The sequence below is a fragment of the Zooshikella ganghwensis genome (genome assembly GCF_018263875.1).
GTDB lineage: Bacteria > Pseudomonadota > Gammaproteobacteria > Pseudomonadales > Zooshikellaceae > Zooshikella > Zooshikella ganghwensis.
In genome coordinates, this window is the sequence record NZ_JAEVHG010000024.1 from 19,278 (window position 1) to 41,751 (window position 22,474).

The 22,474-nt window shown below is 39.1% G+C and carries 24 protein-coding genes; 12 read left to right on the forward strand and 12 right to left on the reverse strand.

What is annotated here, in order from left to right; genetic code table 11:
• Window positions 1–39: 39 nt before the first annotated feature.
• Complete coding sequence (locus tag KHS79_RS22595) at window positions 40–1,131, reverse strand: glycosyl hydrolase family 18 protein (protein WP_212722309.1); 1,092 nt, start codon at window positions 1,129–1,131, stop codon at window positions 40–42.
• A 399-nt stretch (window positions 1,132–1,530) separates the two neighbouring features.
• On the opposite strand from KHS79_RS22595, the gene recQ reads away from it, so the two are divergent.
• Both recQ and KHS79_RS22605 read left to right on the forward strand, forming a co-directional pair.
• The gene (gene recQ, locus KHS79_RS22600; RefSeq protein ID WP_212722310.1) at window positions 1,531–3,696 is read left to right on the forward strand and encodes a DNA helicase RecQ; all 2,166 of its coding nucleotides are present in this window, start codon (window positions 1,531–1,533) and stop codon (window positions 3,694–3,696) included.
• A gap of 126 nt (window positions 3,697–3,822) precedes the next feature.
• Entirely contained in the window at window positions 3,823–4,287 is a 465-nt protein-coding gene (locus tag KHS79_RS22605; protein ID WP_212722312.1) for a hypothetical protein, read from the forward strand.
• A 213-nt stretch (window positions 4,288–4,500) separates the two neighbouring features.
• Here KHS79_RS22605 and KHS79_RS22610 read toward each other — a convergent pair whose 3' ends face one another.
• From KHS79_RS22610 to KHS79_RS22620, 3 genes are all read right to left on the reverse strand, one after another.
• Window positions 4,501–5,058: a hypothetical protein gene (locus tag KHS79_RS22610; RefSeq protein WP_212722314.1), complete on the reverse strand. Its 558-nt coding sequence runs from the start codon at window positions 5,056–5,058 to the stop codon at window positions 4,501–4,503.
• Window positions 5,059–5,080: 22 nt separating this feature from the next.
• Window positions 5,081–5,452, reverse strand: a complete 372-nt coding sequence (locus KHS79_RS22615) for a DUF1294 domain-containing protein (protein WP_325167590.1) — start codon at window positions 5,450–5,452, stop codon at window positions 5,081–5,083.
• A gap of 67 nt (window positions 5,453–5,519) precedes the next feature.
• A complete protein-coding gene (locus KHS79_RS22620; RefSeq protein WP_212722315.1) occupies window positions 5,520–5,912 on the reverse strand; it encodes an MmcQ/YjbR family DNA-binding protein in 393 nt (130 codons plus the stop codon).
• Between the two features lie 250 nt (window positions 5,913–6,162).
• On the opposite strand from KHS79_RS22620, the gene KHS79_RS22625 reads away from it, so the two are divergent.
• Window positions 6,163–6,699: a GNAT family N-acetyltransferase gene (locus tag KHS79_RS22625; RefSeq protein WP_212722317.1), complete on the forward strand. Its 537-nt coding sequence runs from the start codon at window positions 6,163–6,165 to the stop codon at window positions 6,697–6,699.
• A 63-nt stretch (window positions 6,700–6,762) separates the two neighbouring features.
• On the opposite strand, the gene KHS79_RS22630 is transcribed toward KHS79_RS22625, so the two are convergent.
• Entirely contained in the window at window positions 6,763–6,987 is a 225-nt protein-coding gene (locus tag KHS79_RS22630) for a hypothetical protein (RefSeq protein ID WP_027709443.1), read from the reverse strand.
• A gap of 361 nt (window positions 6,988–7,348) precedes the next feature.
• On the opposite strand from KHS79_RS22630, the gene KHS79_RS22635 reads away from it, so the two are divergent.
• On the forward strand, window positions 7,349–7,663 hold the full coding sequence (locus KHS79_RS22635) for a hypothetical protein (protein WP_094789096.1): 315 nt from the start codon (window positions 7,349–7,351) through the stop codon (window positions 7,661–7,663).
• An 8-nt stretch (window positions 7,664–7,671) separates the two neighbouring features.
• Here KHS79_RS22635 and KHS79_RS22640 read toward each other — a convergent pair whose 3' ends face one another.
• On the reverse strand, window positions 7,672–8,940 hold the full coding sequence (locus KHS79_RS22640) for a Y-family DNA polymerase (protein WP_212722319.1): 1,269 nt from the start codon (window positions 8,938–8,940) through the stop codon (window positions 7,672–7,674).
• 135 nt (window positions 8,941–9,075) lie between these two features.
• On the opposite strand from KHS79_RS22640, the gene KHS79_RS22645 reads away from it, so the two are divergent.
• Window positions 9,076–9,777, forward strand: a complete 702-nt coding sequence (locus KHS79_RS22645; RefSeq protein ID WP_212722321.1) for a phosphohydrolase — start codon at window positions 9,076–9,078, stop codon at window positions 9,775–9,777.
• Window positions 9,778–9,861: 84 nt separating this feature from the next.
• On the opposite strand, the gene KHS79_RS22650 is transcribed toward KHS79_RS22645, so the two are convergent.
• On the reverse strand, window positions 9,862–10,854 hold the full coding sequence (locus tag KHS79_RS22650; protein ID WP_212722322.1) for a polysaccharide deacetylase family protein: 993 nt from the start codon (window positions 10,852–10,854) through the stop codon (window positions 9,862–9,864).
• 243 nt (window positions 10,855–11,097) lie between these two features.
• Between KHS79_RS22650 and KHS79_RS22655 the strand changes: the two genes are divergently transcribed.
• Together KHS79_RS22655 and KHS79_RS22660 are read left to right on the forward strand one after the other, a co-directional pair.
• A complete protein-coding gene (locus KHS79_RS22655; RefSeq protein ID WP_094789092.1) occupies window positions 11,098–12,411 on the forward strand; it encodes a phage tail protein in 1,314 nt (437 codons plus the stop codon).
• Entirely contained in the window at window positions 12,411–12,905 is a 495-nt protein-coding gene (locus KHS79_RS22660; RefSeq protein WP_212722324.1) for a hypothetical protein, read from the forward strand. Before KHS79_RS22655 ends, KHS79_RS22660 begins: the two co-directional genes overlap by 1 nt.
• A gap of 193 nt (window positions 12,906–13,098) precedes the next feature.
• Here KHS79_RS22660 and KHS79_RS22665 read toward each other — a convergent pair whose 3' ends face one another.
• Complete coding sequence (locus KHS79_RS22665; protein WP_212722326.1) at window positions 13,099–13,566, reverse strand: Hsp20 family protein; 468 nt, start codon at window positions 13,564–13,566, stop codon at window positions 13,099–13,101.
• A 181-nt stretch (window positions 13,567–13,747) separates the two neighbouring features.
• On the opposite strand from KHS79_RS22665, the gene KHS79_RS22670 reads away from it, so the two are divergent.
• Together KHS79_RS22670 and KHS79_RS22675 are read left to right on the forward strand one after the other, a co-directional pair.
• Window positions 13,748–14,506, forward strand: coding sequence for a M15 family metallopeptidase (locus KHS79_RS22670; RefSeq protein WP_212722328.1), 759 nt, complete (start codon window positions 13,748–13,750; stop codon window positions 14,504–14,506).
• Window positions 14,507–14,510: 4 nt separating this feature from the next.
• The gene (locus tag KHS79_RS22675; RefSeq protein ID WP_212722329.1) at window positions 14,511–15,233 is read left to right on the forward strand and encodes a helix-turn-helix transcriptional regulator; all 723 of its coding nucleotides are present in this window, start codon (window positions 14,511–14,513) and stop codon (window positions 15,231–15,233) included.
• Window positions 15,234–15,432: 199 nt separating this feature from the next.
• Here KHS79_RS22675 and KHS79_RS22680 read toward each other — a convergent pair whose 3' ends face one another.
• A complete protein-coding gene (locus tag KHS79_RS22680) occupies window positions 15,433–15,798 on the reverse strand; it encodes a VOC family protein (protein ID WP_027708788.1) in 366 nt (121 codons plus the stop codon).
• A 491-nt stretch (window positions 15,799–16,289) separates the two neighbouring features.
• Complete coding sequence (locus KHS79_RS22685) at window positions 16,290–17,063, reverse strand: EAL domain-containing protein (RefSeq protein ID WP_212722331.1); 774 nt, start codon at window positions 17,061–17,063, stop codon at window positions 16,290–16,292.
• A 503-nt stretch (window positions 17,064–17,566) separates the two neighbouring features.
• On the opposite strand from KHS79_RS22685, the gene KHS79_RS22690 reads away from it, so the two are divergent.
• The 3 genes from KHS79_RS22690 to KHS79_RS22700 are packed head-to-tail and all read left to right on the forward strand — an operon-like array spanning window position 17,567 to window position 19,416.
• Window positions 17,567–18,151, forward strand: a complete 585-nt coding sequence (locus tag KHS79_RS22690) for an adenylyltransferase/cytidyltransferase family protein (protein WP_027708786.1) — start codon at window positions 17,567–17,569, stop codon at window positions 18,149–18,151.
• A gap of 40 nt (window positions 18,152–18,191) precedes the next feature.
• On the forward strand, window positions 18,192–18,815 hold the full coding sequence (locus tag KHS79_RS22695) for an NUDIX domain-containing protein (RefSeq protein WP_212722333.1): 624 nt from the start codon (window positions 18,192–18,194) through the stop codon (window positions 18,813–18,815).
• Between the two features lie 46 nt (window positions 18,816–18,861).
• Complete coding sequence (locus tag KHS79_RS22700; protein WP_212722335.1) at window positions 18,862–19,416, forward strand: hypothetical protein; 555 nt, start codon at window positions 18,862–18,864, stop codon at window positions 19,414–19,416.
• Between the two features lie 157 nt (window positions 19,417–19,573).
• On the opposite strand, the gene KHS79_RS22705 is transcribed toward KHS79_RS22700, so the two are convergent.
• Complete coding sequence (locus KHS79_RS22705) at window positions 19,574–21,406, reverse strand: GGDEF domain-containing protein (RefSeq protein WP_212722337.1); 1,833 nt, start codon at window positions 21,404–21,406, stop codon at window positions 19,574–19,576.
• A 159-nt stretch (window positions 21,407–21,565) separates the two neighbouring features.
• A complete protein-coding gene (locus KHS79_RS22710; RefSeq protein ID WP_230413433.1) occupies window positions 21,566–22,444 on the reverse strand; it encodes an endonuclease/exonuclease/phosphatase family protein in 879 nt (292 codons plus the stop codon).
• Window positions 22,445–22,474 lie beyond the last annotated feature (30 nt).

Consider the following 22,474-nt stretch of genomic DNA (forward strand, 5'->3'; position numbering starts at 1 on the left):
CAGGATACTCAATAACTGTTTGACAAATATTGGCGAAGATTACTCATTAAAGCAACGTTGATCTGCTTTTACATCAGGCCAAATACTTTGTAGGAACGATTCAGAATGTTTGTTTACATTAAAGACCATCATGCCGCCTCCAAGTTGCTGAGATTTTAAACATGTCGAGATTGCTTTAGCTGTGGATGGTGGCGTTATCACAGTTGATACACCTATACCAAGCTTTTCTTTTGACATACCTGCGTTTAAATAGGTTGCTACTCTGTTACAGCTTGCTGCCCAGTAACTCATTTCCCATCCATACGAAAGTTGTTCATGGAGTTTTTTATGTTGCCATTCTGTTTCAAAATATCTTTGATCATGAAAGAGTGCTTTGGAAATAATTTTATTAGGCATAATTTCTCGAAGAGCACTTGTGACTTTAATTAGTGAGTCTTCATATTCCTGGTTGCACTTTGAGTATTCGTCATCAATATCAATTCCATCAAGTTCATATTTATCAACAGCATTTTTTAATACCTCTGCAAACGCACGTGCTTGCTGAATGTTGGCAAAGCAGGACCATCCGGCATTTTGGTGATTACCAAGTACATCTAATACAACTTTAATGCCTTTTGCTTGAAGCTCTCGAACTTGGTGAATATTGTTTTCTAATAAGTCATTTACTTGGGGGTTAAAATGGAGAATGGCTTTTTCACCATCGTAGTTGATATTTGCAGCAAAAATTACTGCAATATCAAATAATGGTTTACCGTTTTCTGTGATAAAGCACCCGGCATCACGAATTGGATTATCATTTACTTCAATGTAAGCAACTTTCAGCATATCTTTTTTAGGAGGTTCCTCTTGATCTATAAGCTTACAGAGTGATGTACCTAAGTGACGTGTATCATGCTTAATTACTTTACAACCATAACCTGGACCTGATATTGATGCCTTATTATTTATGCGAGCAATATCCCAGTCATTAAGCAGAAGGCAATACTTGCTTCTTTCTGCTGCTACATCACGCAAAGAAACATAAACATAATCATCTGGACAGGATTGTTTATCGATACGGATAATATCTGATGCGATGGATAAAGAAGCATAAGTGAGCAAGTAGGTTAATGGAATTATTTTTTTTATCATGCCTGTATTCCGTTATTTTTAATAATATCCTTGATTTATTGCTATAGAAGATAGATATGTGGTGTATTTGTCAAGCCAAACTTTAAGTATACCCTTCACGCATCATTTTATGCATGTTATCCACAGCCCTTACCCTAACGGGACAGCTAAGCTGTTCTAATGTGTAGCCCATACATTAGTAGGGTTTGTTTCACATAGAGGACATCGAGATCAGCACTCTTGAGCATCAAGGATGGTGGGAATGAAGTTTATGCAAATGATCTTGGATAAAAAATAATCACTTTGGCTTGATTAGTAATGAGTGGCATAATAGCCAGGAATGTGTGCTGCGTTGGGAAAAGGTCTTCAGTGCGGCGAGAATAGCAATGTGAGCTTCGAAGGATCTCAGTTGACAGTCTTATGATAGAGCAAGCCCAACATGTTCTGAAGCATGTATTTGGTTACGACAACTTTCGTCCACTACAACAGGAAGTGATTACCAATATTGTATCTGGTAAGGATACGCTTGTTATCATGCCTACAGGAGGAGGTAAGTCACTTTGTTACCAAATTCCTGCATTGTTGTTTTCAGGCATTACGATTGTCGTATCACCACTGATTTCGTTGATGAAAGATCAGGTTGAACAGCTAAAGCAACTGGGTGTAAGTGCGGTATTTTTGAATAGCAGTTTGAGTGTTCAAGAGTATCAGCACAATATTGATATGATTTTGCGAAAAGATGTGAAGTTAATATATCTAGCTCCAGAAACACTCTTGCAAAGAAAAATTCTGTCATTGTTATCTACGATCGATATTGCCTGTATAACTATTGATGAAGCCCATTGTATTTCCGAATGGGGACATGAGTTTAGACCTGAGTACCGTCAACTCTTACAGCTACGAAGTATATTTCCCCATGCCATTTATGTGGCACTCACTGCAACGGCAACACCTCAGGTTCAAAAAGACATATGTAATAACCTTAATTTAGATACTCAAAATACATTCATTGCCAGCTTCGATAGGACTAATCTGTATCTTCAGGTATTGCCTAAAAAAAGCCCATTACAGCAAACAGCTCAGTTTTTGGACAGTTTCAAGCAGCAGTCAGGAATCATCTACTGTTTAACCCGACGTCAAGTAGATGAGTTAACTGCTCATCTTCACTATCAGGGCTATTCGGTATTGCCCTATCACGCAGGACTAAGTGATGAGGAACGTGCAGCAAATCAAGACAGGTTTATCCGGGACGATGTTAGTATTATCGTTGCTACAGTAGCATTTGGGATGGGGATTAATAAACCAAATATTCGGTTTATTCTACATTATGACTTACCAAAAAATATAGAAGGCTATTATCAGCAGATTGGGCGTGCAGGGCGTGATGGTCTACCTGCTCATTGTCTATTATTATTTGGATATAGTGATATCCAAAAGCTCAGATACTTTATTGAACGGATGACTGAGCATGAACAAGCTCATGCCATTACACATCTCCAAGCAATAGTCGGCTATGCTGAAACAGAAGACTGTAGACGTGAAATACTCATAAATTATTTTGGCGAAGACTATTCAACAGAAAACTGTAAGCTGTGTGATAATTGTTTAGAAGAAAAAACGCCCAAAACTGATGTTACAGTCGCTGCTCAGAAGTTTTTATCTTGTGTAAAACGAACGGGTGAGATATTTGGCGCGTCTTATATTATTGATGTGCTTAGAGGATCAAGCTCAGCCAAAGTAATGAGTAATAATCATCACCAGTTATCTACGTACAATATTGGACTGGAATACAATAAAGATACTTGGATGCTACTTGCGAGACAGCTTATTCAGCAAGGTATACTTGTTCAAGACTTGCGTTTAGGTAGTTTGAAACTTAATGCAAATTCCTGGCAAGTAATGCGTGGACAGCGCGCTGTACGAGCAAGACTTGTATCCACGTCAAGCCGCAGTAATAAACTGTTAGATGAGTTAAATTACGATCAAATTCTTTTTAGTCAGCTTAGACACTATCGAAAAGAATTAGCAGATAATATGGATGTACCACCTTATACCATTTTTTCAGACAAATCACTGCAGGAAATGTGTATCTATTATCCACAGACAAGAACAAGCATGCTGACTATCCATGGCGTGGGTGATGCAAAATTTGAAAAATATGGTGATGCTTTTCTAGATATCATTATGCATTACTGCACACAGAATAATATTCAAGAAAAACCTAAAAGTATATTACCATCAAGTAAAATAAAAAAACGTAAAATTGAGCCTCGAAAATATATTATGGTTAGTGACCGATATAATCATGGAGAGACAATTGATCAGTTAAAAAATGACCTAAATGTTACTCAAAATACTATTTTAAGTCATCTGTATCATTTTATGATGGATGGTGGTAAGTTGCGACAGGATAAAGACCTTCTTTCTCTTTCTGAGCTGTCTGAGGTACAACAGAAACAAGTGCTTCTTCTATTCAAAGAAGTTGGCTTTGAACGTTTAAAGCCGGTTTATCAAGCCTGTAGTGAAGAAGTTAGTTATGACGAGTTGCATATTTTACGGGTTTATTACCTTGCTCAGGCTTCATGATAGAGATTATATTTTATTTAATAGTAAAGTGAACTGGAATTAATAACAAAAAATCAAGTCTTACAGGTAATTATTGATACTCTCGGTGAAATGTTTTATCCATATTTGATAGCCAATGAAAAGATTATGAAAATTTATAAATTATTTTTAATAAGTACCATTTTGTTGTCACAATTTGTATCGGCAGATGTATTGAAGTTTTATCAAGTAAGTGAGAGTAGTGAAAAAATCTGTAAAGAGATCTTGTTTGGTGGTGATGATTTAGTAAACAAAAAAATAAAAAATAATTTGGTTAGTATTATTAATGTCGATCCAGACAAAAGTTTCAATGTTGATTCGACAACAAAAAATGAGAATAAATTAGTTATTACCGGTAAACTGTTTAGTGAACCTGAAGATCCTAGTCAAAAATTACTGGGTGTTACGTTACATACATTATACAAAGGTTCGAGTGGCACACTGATTAAAACTGAAGTCAATTTAAAATATAATACTCCTCAGCTAATTGGTGGGGTTTGTAATAGAGATAATGCTGAATCTGAGGAGGCAGAAGCATCTGAACTATGGTTTGCTTTATTGAGTAAAAAGTAAACAGACTTTCAGATTGCGAATATGTTTACTATACCCAATACGAATGGTTTTTAGGTGCGGCCATCGAATGACGAAGCCCCATGAGCCTATATTATATTAATAGGTGATTGGGGTGAGGAGTGAAGATAACAAAACCTAGAAATCATTCGTATTGGGTATATTGTTCTTATTGTAAAGATTTTTTATGAAGGGCATAATACAGGAAAAGTGCACTTAGCACTTTTCCTGTGTGAGACATGCAAGCTCGTAGTAATGGTTGTTGTTATAAGTAAACTCTTGAATTACATCAAGGCCAAGCTTTCTTGTATGCGCTTCAAATGATCTTGAATTAACTTTATTAATAAAAGTGACCAGTATAGGATAGCGCTTCGACATTTCCTGTTTTGCAAAATCAAATATTGCTTCTAATGTTCCACGGCCTCTAAGATGCTTATCAATACATATTGGGCCGTATTGATAAGAGTTATCGATGGAGAGTGTTTGACCTCTATACGTTAGATTAGGTAAATCCTTAATCATATGAGCAAACATTGGCCAAGCAGACCAAAACTGCCAGGATGCAGCCATCACGTAGGCAACTACTTTATTGTCATCTTTCGCAATAAACAGACCCTGTTCTTTTTCTATTAGATGTTTCAGTTGTTCCTTGGTAAATGCGGTTGTTACAAAGCCACTTTCCTTATCTTGTTCTTCAATAGAATCAATTTGGTATTTATAGTGAAGGGCTAAGGTACTCTCGATATCTTCAATTTCGGCTATTTTAAACTGCATCAGTTTGTTCACTTTATTAATGCTAATAAGAAGCAAAATTATACCACGGGGTATATATTAAAAATAGAGTTAACAAGCTTATATTGAGCAGTATGGATATCCAAAAAATAATACGAAAGGATGTTTTTTTGGTTTTATGATTAAACACTTGCTGGCCTATCATAGCGCCAGGCCAACCACCAAGAGTTGCTAAAAAATGCAAGGTATTCTCGCTGGTCCGCCAAGAACCTTTTTCAGCGGCCGACTTATCAATCTTGTATATAAAAAAAGTGAACACACTTAAAGTTGCATACATGATCATAATGTAAAAAAATATTTTATTGGGAAAAACAAGGTAACCAATAAAAGCACTGAAAGACATAATTATAATTATTGCTAATCTGTATTTTCTCATTGTACGGCTTTGCTTATACTACACATTATTTATCAGCAAGTTTATAAAAGACATTGAGGGAGCGACATTATGATGTTTTGTATATGACTGCTTTACCATGTCTTAGTTCCAGACCTGTTCGTGCTGCTTTAGTTAGACCTTTTACAACTAAACTGTATGAGTTATCAATCATTCTTTCTATTTCACTGTTAGGTAGTGAACCATCAATGATTACAGTGTTCCAGTGTTTTTTATTCATATGGTAACCAGGCCTCACAGCGCTAAATAGGTCCCTTAGTTGGACTGCTTCAACTGGATCACATTTTAAGTTCATGTTAAGAATACCGTCTTCTGATGAAACTAATGCAAACATTTTGCCTAATACTTTGAAAACGGCAACATCAGGTCCAAAAGGGTAATCTTCCGCAGCTTCTGGCTTTTCTAAAATGTACTGTTTAAGCATAGACTCTGTTAGTTCCATTTTTCTTGTCCTAAATGTCAGTATACCCTTCACGAATGATTTCTAGGTTTTGATATCTTCACTCTTCACCCCAGTCACTTATTAATATAAGCTCCGGGGGCTTCATCGCTTGACGGCCCAGCTAGCCCCACTAAAAACCCTTCGTTTTGGGTATAGCTGGCTTTCTATTAAACTTGTATCTGCTAAATAGCATAGTTATTTTTTTAATAATATAATCGGTCTATGACAATGTTTAAAGGACTTTAGTGATATGTATATTAGAGAATCAACTGATAGCGATTTGGCAGACATTATTAATATACATACTGAGGCTTTTGCTAATGATAAAGAGGCAGAGCTTGTTGTTAACTTATTTAATGATCAGAGTGCCCAGCCAATTCTTTCACTTTTGGCTTGTGTTGGCGATATCGCAGTAGGTCATATTTTATTTACGACCTGCCGTTTGTCCGATACTGTACAAAAAGTGTCTTCTGTATTACTTGCTCCTCTTGCTGTAATTCCTTCACATCAGCAGCAGGGTATTGGAGGTAAGTTAATAAAGCAAGGGTTAGAAACGCTTTCTGACAGGGGGGCTGATCTTGTTTTTGTGCTAGGGCATCCAAGCTACTACCCTCGGTACGGTTTTTTCCCAGCAGGCTGTCAAGGCCTACATGCCCCTTATCCTATACCTGAGCAACATGCTGATGCTTGGATGGTTCAGTCGTTAAAGCCAGGTATACTAGGTTCAGTTGAAGCCAAGGTGGTCTGTGCTGACGCTCTGGATAGAGCTGAGTATTGGCGTGAATAAGGGCTTAGTTTGTACTCTTTGTTATATACTGGATAGATGCCATCCTGGCATCTCCTATTGATATTAGCTTGTAGATTTGAATATAGCGGCATCAATAATACACCAGATGTGTAATGGGATAGCAACAATCAAAGGAATAAGTAGAAATGATAAGCCATATGCACCACCCGTAAAAATGAAGAACAAGATAGCTGCTAACAAGCGGCCTTGAACCAGCTGACCTAAGCCAGGAATGAAAAAGCTACACAATGCGGCTATGACATTACCGCCAGAACCCTGTCCTGACATACTTATTACCTCTATTTAAAGCAATTTACACTAATCGCTCATTCTATCATGAAGGACTTACTTATAAAGTATGATCTTTGTGTTTATTTGTATATTTCTAAGTTGTTAAAGTTTACGTATTATGCTAACAGTTTGCATATTGCTTATCGTTATTCTGTTGTAGAAAAATATAAGCTTGATGATCAATGTTATGTGACCTTAATCTCACTTATTTTTCAATCTAAAAATATCGTTTAGAAAAGCTGTGCTTTATGCCCTACTCTTAGCTAATTAAACCATAATGTTAGAATTTGTCTGGATATATTTTTACCTCAAAATATATCAGTATTTATAGTCAAACTATAGTTTGCAGGTGGTCACAATGAAATATTTATTAACAAGTTTGTTAATTATTTATTTAAACTCAATGATAAGTCCGGCTTTAGCTAAAAATGATAAGCACCATGATAACTATAATAGCTTACCTCCTGGGTTGCAGAAAAATGTAAACCGTGGAAAGCCTTTACCACCAGGATGGCAGAAAAAACTTGGTAAAGGTGATATTTTAGATGACTCAATCTATGTGCGAGGAAAAGTAGTTGTACCCTTAGGCAGAGATGGTGCAATAACTATTAATGTAGATGGCACTTTTATTAAACTATATGAACATACCAGAGAAATAATCGATATCTTTTAAATTTGTGTTTACTTAACCAGTACATGTTTGACATGATTCCAATTGCTTAAATAGTTTGGTGATAACTGTGAGCGCGCCATCCGCCAATCTTGTTGAATACCATTGCTGGCCAAAAAAATACCGTTGTTAAACTGGTTATTGATGGCATCAATAGTATCCATAAGTCGTAGTGTTTTTGTCGTGTCGTATTGCTTTGTAAAGAAGTCATGTTGAACTGAGCATGCCTCTCTCAATTCGCAAAGCATAACCCCCGCTTTGGCATAAGCGAACCCAGGTTGATAAATTGCTTTTAGTCCTTTTAAGGCGTTTGTAATGAGTATACGAGTGTCCATAGTAGGGTAAGGCATTGGTATAAAAGCACTGCGTCGGTATTGTCCATTATGGTCAAAAGGGCTGGTTCGAATGAAAACCATTATTGTTTTTGCTGTAGAGTTTTGTTGCCGAAGCTTTTCGGATGCTCGTGATGTATAGCTACTGATAGCTTCTTGTAAGTCGGTTAAATTAAAGACGCGCTTGGAAAATGATCGGCTACAGATGATCTGTTGCTTACTTGGGGCTTCAAGTATGAGATCAATACAAGGTTCACCATTAAGTTCTCTCACTGTGCGCTCTAGTAACACACTGAAGTGTTTGCGAATCACTTTGGGTGGAATACAGGCTAGATCATAAGCTGTAGATAGGCCCATAGCCTGCAGTTTATAAGTTAATTTACGGCCAATTCCCCATACCTCACCAAGTGGCATGGCTTTGAGTAACGTTGCTTCTTGTCCTGGTAGAACTTTATACACACCATTGTACTCAACATGTTGTTTAGCATAGTGATTAGCAAGCTTCGCGAGTGTTTTAGTCGAGGCAATGCCAATACTCATCGGGAGACCGCAATATTGCGCTAACGTGGTACGAACCTGCTGACCATAGTTTGTCAGGTTTGACGCGTTTATATTGAGATTAGTTAAGTCTAAAAAGGCTTCATCGATAGAGTAAACTTCTACATTAGGTGTAAAGCTTTCCAGTATACTCATAAGCCGTTGAGACATTGCTCCATATAAGCTGTAGTTGGATGAAAATACAGCAATGTTATGCTGCTGAATGATGTGGCGAGCCTTGAATACAGGAATGCCCATGCCAATACCTAAGGCTTTAGCTTCTGCTGAGCGTGCGACAATACAGCCATCATTGTTGCTAAGGATAACAATGGGTTGGCCTGCTAAATCAGGTCTGAATATCCGCTCACAACTGGCATAAAAGTTATTGGCGTCACATAGAGCAATAGTCATATCTTTACATTAGCTATACTGTACTTATATACAGTATAGCTAATGTAAAGGTGCTGAACAATATTTGAGCACTACTTTAATGTATTAAATGCAGTATGTTTTAAACTCAAGATAGGTCAATAACAGGTAGTTCATTTGAAGATTACAGATTGGGAAAATAGGTTTTCAGCATTCCTGGAAACAGAGTTAAATGAAGCAGGTGATAAGTCGCATGACTTAAACCACGTAAAACGGGTGTGGAATACTGCTAAAGGAATTTTGGGGGTAGAAGGGGGGAATGAACTGGTTGTTATCACCGCCTGTTACTTTCATGATATTGTCAATTTGCCTAAAAATAGCCCTGATAGGCATTTGTCATCGACGTTAGCGGCACGTAAAACACTTGCCATTTTAGCTGAACGTTTTCCGGACTTTCCTAAGGTGTGTTATGAAGCTGTTGAGCATGCTATCTGTACTCATAGTTTTAGTGCAGGCATCCAGCCAACAACAATAGAAGCAAAGATTGTTCAGGATGCTGATCGAATAGAGGCATTAGGGGCTATTGGTTTGGCCAGAGTGTTCTATGTTGGTGGGTTAATGGGACAAGCATTATTTGATGGGAATGACTTATTTGCTGATGCTCGTGAGCTGAATGACCGTCAGTATGCGCTTGATCACTTTCAACAGAAGCTATTAACGTTGCCTGAAACGATGCAAACTGCAACAGGCCGGAAAATAGCAGTCCACAATGCAAAGTATTTAATCGACTTTATGGCAAAGCTATCTAGTGAAATAAAAGGAGAGCATCATGTAAAAGATCCAGAAGTGATTGCGCGCTTTGGGTCTAAGTTTCAGTAATCAATGAAAATTGAAAACGCTAGCCGTTTGTTTCCAAATCTGGCTAGCGAATTTTAAGCTATAAAGTAAGAATAAAAGAGCTATTTAGAAGGTCGATGGGCTTAATGGTAGCTGAACCCACTCAAAAGGTACTTGCTGCTCTTCAGCATAAGCTTCGAACAAATCAACTGCATCACGGATACGGTGTAAATATTTGGCTGCAGTTTCCTGATGGAAGCCAATTGAAACATAAATAGTTTGTTGAGGATCTTGTCGCCACTTTTCAATATTTTGTTTCAATACTGCCAACATTTCTGGCCCAGTAATATAATCTGCCAGAATACCATTATCTGGAATTTCCCATAATGGTGAAGACATAGGACCTATAAGATAGGGCTGTGAGACAGGTGTAATGGTAGTCCATAAACCATTAAGCCAGTTATACAATCGATTAGACCAACGCCTCCCTTTTAGCAGCTCAGGCGCTGTTGCAGAGGAATCAAATAAAAATCCTTCTGCAGATAATGCGGCTATTACATTGGGTTCTGCCATCCATCCACCAGCACGAAAACTGACGGGCTGATTAAATCCATTATTGATCAGAATTTGCTTACTGACACTGATAATGTCTTTTAACTCATCCGTTGTATAAGCACTAATGGGGACATTAGCTCCACAGTCACCAGTGGTGTGGCAGCTATTAAGTGATATTGGACCAGGGTAAGACCAGTTAGGGGATCGTCTGAACGTAACATTTGCGTATTCAACAAGAGAGCGCCAGGCATGAACATGTAAACCATGCTCATCATTATTGCGCAGCACTTGCTTAATTTTTTGTGATACTTCAAAAGAGTCAGCATTTGGCTTGGTGTAATACGCTGCATTTAAGAAGTGTAGTAGCCCAATATGTGGATAATCTTCCCGAAAGGACTTCATTGCAGCTAAATTTTTTTCATCTAGTACTCGACCCTCCCAATCTACACTGATGATACCTACCACCTTGCCTTGGGCATGAGCTTGGCTAATCAGTGCAACCATCATGAAAACGGCTATGAAAAAAAAGTGTACAACAAATTGGAGCGGTTTCTTTACTATCATGACAAGTTCCTTTGTACAGAATTCCGTTACAACACACGGCAGTTTACCTGCAAATTATAAAGCTTGGAAGCTTAGGTATTACTAAATCGAGTGTAAGCTGTTTGATGATCTGGAATCACTTTGGTGGCAGTTAAAGTTGTGAAATATTTCACCTGATAATCAGAGTCTCAAGAAGTAATAATAAGACCCATCAAGACGCAGGGCGAAGTGATGTCTATTTGAGGCAATGATTGGGTAATATATATGGAACAACAGTTTTATAGCCTGTTGACTCAGGTGGGTAAGGCCAAATTGGTCAATTATCATGTGCTTGGGAAAACGCTTAACTTGTCAAAAATACAAGTAGGTGATGGCGGCGATAAAAAAGGAAAAGCAGTTTTTCCTACAGAAGATGACTCAAAGCTGGTTAATCTACGTTGGGAAGGAAATATTAACCGTATTTACGTAGATAATAAAAATGAAAATTATTTATCTGTTGAAGCGTTTATTCCTGAAGATATTGGTGGTTGGTATATCACAGAGTTTGGTATTGTCGATGATGAAGGCGATTTAGTGGTTATTGGAGGTTATCCTAAAACCTATAAACCAAAACTTACCCAGGGATCAGGTAGTAGCCTTTATTTGAAAGTGCTTTTTGAAGTATCTAATGCAGAAAATGTACAGCTGAAAGTTGATCCTTCAGTTGTTATGGCATCACAGGGCTTTGTTTTTGATCAACTTGATAGTCACATCAAAGATAACAACCCTCATAATCAGTATGTAAAGAAGGAAATATATAATTCAAGCCAAAAACTGATATCAACAGAGTTATCGAGACTGCCAATTTATCCTGAAGTATTAAATAAAGAGCATCGTTTGACAATTACAGATAATGGGAATGGCACTATAACAATAGATAAAGGCCAGGTAATCAGATGGCGTGGGCATAAGGACTTCCCTACAGAAAGTTATACAGAAGCACAGCGGACTTTCAATATCGATAATAATAAAATATATCACTTAAGATGGAATCCACTGAAAGGGTTTTCATTAAATGACTTGGAAGATAGTAAATATAATCCTAAAAAACAAAGCCATATAAATGAAGATTTTGATGGAGACTATGATGATATTTTATTGGTAACATTATTGCCAGAAAATGATATTTATGAAATAGTTTCCAGTGATAAGACAAGGCCATGTTTTGACTCTGGATGGATTAAAATATCAGCTCAAGCAGGAAAAAACTCTTATAAGGAAGCTAAGCATAACTTGCGTCGTATTCCAAATCGGTGGGTGGCACAAATTAAAGCGGATGGACAGGAAGGTAATCAGGGAAATATTGATGCGATTTATTTATCTGGATTTGCAAATACCACTGACGATGATAAAGAAGGTAAGAGTTATGGTGGGGTTGTGGTTGCATTTACAGAAAAGAAGTTTCATATATCTGTTCCCACTAAGTCTAACCATAGTAATGAAGGTACTATTGTTATGTTGGGTGATGGTTGGGGAGTTAACAGTAAGGGTGCAACAATGTTAAAAAATGTTGAAATTAAAGTTATAGGTTGGTATTGATGTTCTATCTAATAGAAAATGATATTGTTCTTGAGGGTGCGCAATTTTACCAAAGCTTAAGTGAAAATAAATCTTGTATTGAGGGTGATAGTTTTAGTGTTCCTCTTACTTTGTTGAGGTTTGATGGCTTAAAAGTTGTTGATGCGAGAACCATGAAAAATTTTTATATTGATGAAGCTGGTGTTAAGCACATCATCTTACATGACCCAACTTGGCAGCCGCTAGTATGTAATTTTGATGATGAACTGATTTTAGATAATAATATTTGGCGTATTAAAAATAATAGTGATAAGTATCATGAGACAATAGATCGTATTAAAGCTAAACGAAGGAGTGATTATACAAGAGAAGCTGATCCTCTGAAAAATGAATATGATTATGATCTGATCGCGAACCCAAGTAATGCTGATGCAAAAAAGCACAAATGGATTGCTAAGGTAAAAGAAATAAAAGCGCGTTATCCTTTTCCATCTGAAGCAACAATTAATACTTAATTTTGAGTAAGCTTATTTTTAACCTTTAGTTATAAGGAAACTATTAATGTTTTTTAGATAAAAAACATTAACGGCAGTGACAATATACCCAAAGTGAAGGATATAGTATCACTGCCAGGTAAGACTCCTCTTGCTGGTTAGCTATACACACTAAAGGTAATGAAGTATATACCCCTTGTTGAGGGCAAAACTATTAAGCTACTTTTTCTTTAGCAGTCTTATGCTCTAAGACCTTGTTAGCAGCATTAATAGCAATGGTTTTAGGCTTCATTGCCTCTGGTATTTCCCTAACCAAATTAATGGTCAGCAGACCATTATCTAACTCAGCGCCGGTGACTTCAACAAAATCTGCCAGGTTGAAACGGCGCTCGAATGACCGATTAGCTATACCTTGGTATAGGTACTTTCTTTCTGCTTTTTCTTCAGCTTTTTTACCTTTTACGGTTAATACGCCTTGCTCCATTTTAATATCGAGATCTTCTCGGCTGAAACCCGCTACAGCCAGAGAAATGGTATAACGGTTATCATCAATAACCTCGATATTGTAGGGTGGATAAGTATTGCTGGTATGGTCATTATGTAAAGCTGAGTCAAGCAGCGAAGCTAACCGATCAAACCCTACAGAACTGCGGTAAAGGGGAGTAAAATCAATTGAGTTCATCGCATATCCTCCTCTAGAAGCGATACGAAACAAAACCAATCAGCGTTGACTACACTTCTCTTAAAAAGACGTAGTGAGCCACGCTCAAAAATTAATATAGGGCCTTTTATTTATTTTTCAAGAGAGAAAATAGCGATAGTATAGGATTGTTTTTTTAATCGGTAAGATGGGGGTAGAGATTATGGATGATAAGTTATCAACGTTGATTAATACACCGATAGAGCATGATTATCCTACCATTAATCAAGATCAGCTAATCAAGTTACAACAATGTGAGCGTGCCGTTGAGCTGAAGCAATCATCACGCTTAAAGTTAGCAAATTGCTACTTCCACGAGGGCCATTACGGTTGTTCTGAACATATGTATTGCCGGGAAGCGGTGGCAAAACGATTACAGGCAATATTAACCGTTCTGCCAGAAACAATGGGGGTTATCGTTTTCGATGCCTTTCGATCTATAGCAACGCAGCATTCGCTTTTTGAATCCATTTCAAAGGCAATACAATGTCGTTATCCTGCATTGACTGAAAGTGAACTAAATGCAGAGGTCAGGAAATTTGTTGCTCATCCTGATGAACCATCCCGCTTTGCTATTCCTCCTCATAATTCGGGAGGTGCTATTGATTTAGCGCTATTCGATATTAATATGGGTAAGCAATTAAACTTTGGATCAGGGTTTGATGAACAGACGCCACGTGCTGTGACGGATTATTTTGAACGACCTTATGAATATAGCCAAAGCTTGTTTAATGAGTCACAATGGAAAACCATACGCAACAATCGCCGTCTATTATTTGGCTTAATGAAGTCATACGGATTTGTTAATTTTTCTTGTGAGTGGTGGCATTTTGATTTAGGTGACTGCTTGTGGGCCAATGAGTTAGGTATGGATTGGTACTACCCATCAATGGAGCAAGAAGTGCAAACATTAAAGGAGTAAGGTTGTGCAAAAGGTTGATCCAAAGTTAGCGCGTTTTTTTGATCAATTACCCGGTGCCTGGGGATGCAAGGATGCCGAGTCTAACTTTATGTATGCCAATGAAGATTATGCAAAACTAATTGGTCTCAATCATCACTTGGATATTATTGGTCGAACAGACTTTGATATGCCTTGTGATACGGTTAATTGTGCAGAGCAGTTTCGGCGTCAAGATCAGCAAGTGATTACAGCCAATAAAAGGTTAAGAGTACTGGATATTCACCCGTTTGCCGGTGGCGAGTGGAAAGCTTATATCTTTACTAAAACCCCTTTACTTGATGATAATGGTTGTATAATTGGTACTATTTTTCATGGCGCAGATATTACATCTGCATCCACTGTTGAGCTTGGTACACTTCTAGGGCGCATTCAAGTGGGTGCTGCCCAAGGAAATAATCTTATCAGTCAATCCAGCTATATACTTGATAAGTCTTATGGTGCAGTAAAGCTAACGGAGCGACAGTCAGAGTGTTTGTTTTACTTGATAAGGGGCAAAACCGCAAAAGAAGTCGCACAAGTACTAGGTTTATCGACGCGAACAGTAGAAATTTATATTAATCAACTGAAAACCAAGTTTAATGCTCAAAGCAAAGCAGACCTTATCGACCAAGCTATTAGTATGGGCTACTTAGCCCTTATTCCTGAGCGTTTATTTTGCCAACAATTATCTATTACGCTGAGGGATTAACCTGAGGCAGGTTTTGATTCACTTAGTTGAGAAGTGAATAACCTAACGAAGCAGCTGAAAGTAGAGAAAGTGGTTTAGGTCTGCTTCGTTAACGTGTTTATTTGGGTAAGGGTATTGAAGATAAGTACTGATTTTGACTGACTGTATAGTTATTTGTTTACCTGTAGTAAGGCCTTAACATAGTAGGGTCTTAACAAAGTCAGTGGGGTGAAACTAACGTTAGAATATTTTGGTCTGGGTCATACACATGAATCAGTTTCACTCCGTCTTCTAGCTTTTCAGGTGCACTGTGTAGTTTGACGTGTTTTCGTTTTAAACGACGTAATGTTTTACGCATATCTTTGACAATTAACGATATGCCAGTAAAGCGACCGATAAACTGGCTTTTATCCAAAGCGTCACCTGAGATGGTTTCAAGAACCAGTTTGGTTTCGCCAGTATTAAAAACAGCGAATTGTGCCTCCATATTTACGTTTTCAACCGGTAAGCCTAATTGGTGCTTGTAAAAGTCTAATGCTCGGTTGAAGTTGTAGGTAAAAATTCTGACAGCATTCAAGGTATACATTCGCCGTTTATCTCCACATCATGTTTCCTCAAAAAGACATACTGCATCACGTAAGGTTGCAATTTACTTACGGCCCAAGTGTCATCAAGCATACAAGGCATTAAATGAAATGAAAGGGGTTTTTTCACTGGAAGTGTACTGTGTTCGGTGGACGTTAAGTGTGGTGTTGTGTTAACACCAACGGCATCACACCTAAAACAGATACCGGATCAGTTTAGAGGTGCCCTTTATTTGGCCTTCATTGAAGAGTAACTTATTATTTGGCCCCGTTAAGGCCACTCGCTGAAGGTATGATGGCATAAGATTCAGTCAAAAAAAAACCCTGACCTTAGTTGGGGAAGTGTCAGGGTATATTACTTAACTTTGCCTTAGACAAAAAGGGGTTAACTTCAATAAGTCTGATAAGACTAGCTTAGCCAGTTATTTGTCAAAATCCGTAGATTTACGCAACACGCTGTGCTATTTACCTACTAATACTGCAAGTGTAGTCATTATAAAAGGTAATGCTGCAACTGCTGTGCTTGCTGATGAAGTCCACTACTTCCAGCATATAAGCTGGGTGATGGCATTGAGAGTAAGTTACCTTGAAGCAAATCAATGCCACTGCTCAGTGCTAAAACTGCCTGCTTTTCTGTTTCTACTGTGCTTACGATACAGAGGCTACCAACTTCATTAGAGATAGACACTATATTTGTAAAAAAGTGGCTAGCATCATGCTGACCTGCTGTTTCGTGGTGGTTGTGTAGGTTAAGCTTGATGATATCGGGTTTTATCCGTTCAATCTGGTAAGCACTGACATTGTTAATCTCAACATCGTCAATTGCTACGAGTAACCCCATGTTTTTGTAGATGCTGGCTGCCTCCACTAACAGCATTTCATCGCCGAATGTCTTTTTACTCAACTCAATAATTAATTGATAAGGCGGCAGTAGACTTTGCTTAAGGAGCTGCTCAAGCGCATATGAGTGAAGGATGTCTTGTTTGACTAAATCTGCGGTTTGTTTGAAAAATAGCCAGTTATCAGTGGCATCTTGCGTTGAAAATGACTCGCAATGTGATAAGCGGCAAAGCTGATCAAGGGTTGCCAACTGGTCTAGTTGTGCCGCCAAGTTGAAGAGTATTGTTGGACTGGTTGTATTGTATTGATGTTGTCTTGAAGTGCCTCGAATAAATGCCTCATAACCGACTACTCGCTGGTGACGGACATTAATGATTGGCTGGAAGCTACTACTAAGCCTAATGCCTTGGTATTCCAGTGAAGACATGACAACTCATCATACTCTGTCTGATAGGGGCTAGTGGGCAGGTATCTCTAAGGTGCTCGTCTTATTAAGGGAGGCGCCTACTTTTAAGTTAGATTAAGGCAAAGGTGTTGTAAAAAAAATGCCATATACTTTTTAAGCGCAAAAAAAAGCCCTAACTATTGGGGGTGTTAGGGCGTTTGAAGAAATTCCATAAAGTTAAGGAGTGTCTTAACAGCGCAAATCCTACCAAAATACTAGTCACCACATATTAGTAGATATACCCAAGTTATTTCGGTATACACCTAGCAAAATGAACTTAATTCCTTTATATAATGCTAAGATGTGTAAAGAGATTTACAGCGACTAATGCCTCTGACACTACAGAGTGCAGTGCTTGCGAGCATAGTTGGCTTGTAATGTTTTGGTAGAAAGGCTTTAAGTCGAAGCAGCTTGATACATAATTTTAATAGCAAATAGTTATATCTGGCGTGGTGGATATACTTTAATAGATAAAGGTTGTAGGAATGACTCAGGACAGTATAGGGGTATTTGGTTCGGCATTTAACCCACCCACATGTGGTCACTTGGATGCAATTAAGCAAGCCGCACCGCACTTTACAACCATTTTGCTGTTACCTGCAGCTGCGCATGCCTTTAATAAACAGATGCTGGACTTCCACTCACGACTAGCGCTACTCAAGTGCTTTGTAAAAGATTTACCCAAACTGAGCTGTAAGATTGAGATATGCGGTATAGAACAGGATATGTTGAGCAACCATCCTCAAAAGCCAGTCTATACCTATGATGTACTAAAATTGTTGTCAGAACAGTATGCTCCCAGCGCCAAGGTACAGTTTATTCTTGGGCCAGACAACGCAAGGCCTGAGGTTTGGCAGAAGTTTTATAAGGCTGATGAAATTAAGCAACAGTGGGGAACATTTGTTGTGCAAGAACAGGAAGCAGTGCGGAGTACATTAGCACGTGAAAAGCTACAAAGCTTCTATAAAGCTGAGGATGAAAAGCGTACTCATATACATCAGCAGTTGAGCAAAATACTGACGCCTGGCGTATTACATTACATTCAGCAACATCAGCTATATCAAGCCTAAGCCTCTACCCTTGTTACCTCTATTTTAAGTGGTTTTATTTATGAGTGAGCAATCTACGTTTGATCAATCAAGTGTCGAAGTTGTTAAAAAAGAACGTGTTTTTTCAGGCTTTTTTAAAGTTGACCGCTTCCAGCTTCGTCATCAGCTATTTGCAGGAGGCTGGAGCCCTGTTTTACAAAGGGAGCTATTTATAAGGCCTGAGGCAGTGGGTGTACTTTTACTGGATTTACAGCATGACAGTGTTGTCCTGGTAGAACAATTTCGTGTTGGCGCACTGGTAGCCGATACCAAGCCGTGGTTATTGGAAATAGTTGCCGGGCTTGTCGCTCCAGGTGAGTCATTGGAAGACGTAGCATGTCGTGAAGCAAAAGAAGAAGCTAATTGTGATGTACAACAGCTCATGCCCATTTGTGAGTACTTATCAAGCCCTGGGGGTAGCTCAGAAAAGCTCACATTATTTTGTGGTCTGGTAGACAGTTCCAACCTAGGAGGAATTCACGGTCTGGAAGAAGAAGGGGAGGATATTCGTGTTCAGGTGGTTAAAATAGATGAGGCGTTTGCGCTGCTAGGTAAAGGCGTTATTAATAATGCAGCTGCCATTATTGCACTGCAGTGGTTGCAGATAAATTTGCCTAACTTGCGCCAACAGGCTCTGAAGACTTGATTTTCCCTTGAGTGGCATCAAGTCAATTGTTAGAAGAGAGTGAGTGATGGCTTATTCTACTTTGCGCTTTATGCTGTGTGCTCTGTTGATAGGTATGCTTTCAGGGTGCTCGTTATCAAAATTATCATGGTCTGGTTTATTTGGACCGAGTCAACCTTCAGCTGATGCTCGGTGGGCATTACTCCCGTTTGTTAATTATACCGATCAAGGGGATGCGGATGAGCAGGTAGAACGCATGATCACAGTTTTACTGCCTTCTCATGGTATAAGACAGGTGAATAATTTTGCAAAGCCTGCTAGCAATAAAGAGGCTTCATTTGTGAATGAAGCAGCACGCTTACAAAATGCTAAATCATGGGCACGTAAGAAAGCATTTGATTATTACCTCAGTGGCGAAATCACAGAGTGGCAACGGGGAGAGGAAAACTCTCAACCCGTGGTTACTTTATCTCTGACGATTACTTCTTTGGCTGATGATGACGATGAAGTGATTTGGACAGTATCAGGGACAGGAACAGGCAAGCCAGGCGATACTGTTTATGATACTGCAAGAGGATTGCTTAATACGCTCATGAGTAGTATGCCTAAAGTGTCCGATTAAAACGCCACAGACTTTATACCCAATACAAATGGTTTTTAGGTGCGGCCATCGAGTGACGAAGCCCCATGAGCCTATATTACCCATAAGCCTATATTAATAGGTGATTGGCGTGAGGAGAGAAGATAACAAAACCTAGAAATCATTCGTGAAGGATATATCATCCAATGCAACACTGATTGCGTCCATTTTGCTTCGCTTTATAAAGTGCATCATCAGCACGTGCAAATGCACTGTGAGGGTCATCACCTTGCTTGAATTCTGTTAAACCGAACGAGGCGGTAACCGCTACTTCTTTTTGTTGAAAATGAAAAGGTGTGGTTTCAATAAGCCTTCGAACTTCTTCAATGACTTGCTGAGCATCTTCAATAGGCGTACTGGACATTAAGATGACAAACTCCTCACCCCCGTACCTGGCAACGAAATCAACTTCACGTAGCCGTTTGGTTAATAGCTGAGCAAAAATTTTTAGTAACTTATCTCCCGCAAGATGGCCATATTGATCATTAATGCGCTTAAAAAAATCAATATCAGCAATACATATGACCAATGGTGCTTGATAGCGTTTCCAGCGAGCATATTCCAGTTGAATGCGCTCTTCATAGGCACCTCTGTTCGCCAGCTCGGTGAGTGGATCTTTGGTTGCTCGATCACGTTCTTTCACTAAGTCTGCCTGTAGCTCTTTAGTATGCTGCTCCATACTCGCAATGCGCTCTACCAGTACATTAAGCTGATCAGCTACTTGTGTACGATCTGATGTTTGCTGGTGGTAACGTTCCATCGAAGAAAGGATGTTATCTAAGCGGCTTTCGACAGTATGTTTTAAACTTTGCAGGTCTGAAGCTGAAGACATGGATTCGCGAATGCTACCTACATTGTCCTGAACAGAACTCTGTAAGGCTGCGATATCGTCAAGGGATGCACTCATACCTGCTTGAGCTTGTATCAAGCGCTGCTGAAAATCACCGAGCCGGTCATTGAGTTCTTGCAAAAAGTGTTGGAAGTCTTCCCTATTTTGATGAATGACAGTAATGACAACAGCGGTCAAGCTTTCCAGTGTTGGAAGAAGTTCATACCAAGTTAAAGGTTGATTTAACAAGGTTTTCAATAGGTCAATATCATCAGAAAGTGAATCAACAGCGGGTAGCCTGTTGATGAACTCTTTAAGCAAAGACTCAATTCGCTTAAAGACCATCTGCTCCTGTTTATCAGAACCTGCTGGTTGTAAACCTTTTATAGTTTCTGTTAATGATGCAGCAGGCTGGAGTGTCAAGTCTTTAGGTAAGCTGGTTTTGTCAGATGGCTTAAATAGCTTTTTCCAAAAAGAAGTTTTTGCTGAGTGATCACTCTCTGCCTCTCTAACAACATTTTCTTCTGTGTCCAAGTGTTCAATTACGGACGAGGATATTTCAAGATCTGTGCTTGATGATAGCGGGCGATCATTTGTTTCTTCCTCTGAGGGGGTGTCCAAGTACTTTGAGTCAGTATGTTTTACCCCTTGCTCATTAATCTGCGTGATCAGCTCTTTTAGTGACTGGATATAGTGAGGGAACTCTGCAAGAAAAAGAGACTGTTTTTGGAGCTGTTTAATATTTTCTTTGATGGTTTTATTTTGACTGGCTAATGCTGGATGATCCCGAAGATGTCTGAAGATGGCCTCCAAACCCTCAGAAGACTTGGCAAGAGGCTGTGCTTGAATAACTCGATCTGCTTGCTGCTGAAAATTATCCACATGCTGGCTGATATTAAGCTGCAGTGTTTCTCCTCTAAGACTTTGCTTTAGTGTTTGTAGCTGCTCATCTAAAGGCTTGGCCATACCCTCACATAGAACAATAGTGACGAGCAGGGTCTTACGCAGTTGATCAATGCTGCCTGTGGCTTGTTGCTCCAAGCGATCAAGCTGTTCCAAGGCATCTAAGTACTTGGCGCGTAAGCGAGCCTCATCAGCTGAAGTATCTTCATTGGTATGGTCTGACTTGTTGCGTTGTTTCATGCCAAAGCTCTGTGGCTTATTAGTTTTCAATAACCTTCACGAACCATTAACACCCTTACAAGCATGGCACATTTGATCTGATTCGCAGGTAAATCTTAAACATAACAGCTTAGCGAAGAGCCTAAAGGCTAAGGTAGGAAAGTTATCGGCTAAAACGGCTTATTTTTGGGGGAAGGTCAGCTCAAAAGGTAGCTCTATTTCAACGGCAACAGGTAAGTGATCAGAAAGACGCTTATTGAGGACACTTACCTCGTTTATTTTTATTTTGTCACTGACAAGGATGTGATCTATTGATCGGGAGGGACGCCAGCTGGGGAAGGTAAACTCACCATTATGAACGGGTCGCAGATGACCGTAGCGTAATGGGGTTTTTTCTAGTAGCTGCTCTGCATGAGTATTCATATCACCCATTAAGACGATATGTTTATGTTCTGCAATAAGGTCACAGATGTAGGAAAGCTGGCGATTGCGACTGCGTTGACTCAATGAGAGGTGCATCATGACGATAATAATATGCTCTTCTTCATTGCCCAGGCGCACAACAATTGCACCTCGACCAGGAAGGCGACCTGGTAGCTTATGGTCTTCAACTTGCTGGGGGTTAGCACGACAAAGAAAGCCATTACTGTGTTGAGCAAATCGGCCTAGGTCTCGGTTAAGCTGGTGATACCAATAAGGAAAATGCCCTTTTCGTGCCAGGTATTCAGTCTGATTAATGTAACCGCTGCGAATACTTCCGCCGTCGACTTCTTGCAGCGCAACAAGGTCAAACTCTCTTAACAGATATGCAATTTGATCGAGGTTTTCATTACGGCGCTGTGAAGGTAAAACATGCTGCCAGCTGCGAGTCACATAGTGTCGATAGTGCTGAGTGTTAATACCTACCTGGATATTAAAGCTCAACATTCTAAGCCGGTTGCTTAACACTACAGCAGGTGGCCGTAAGGTATTTTCAGACATCACATTTGCTCGTGCAGGCTGGGCTTGCTCTCGGGAAGTAACCAGTTGCTTTAACGTTCTAACGGATGTCTGAAGCATAAAAACCTCATTCCTGGCGCTACCTGCTGC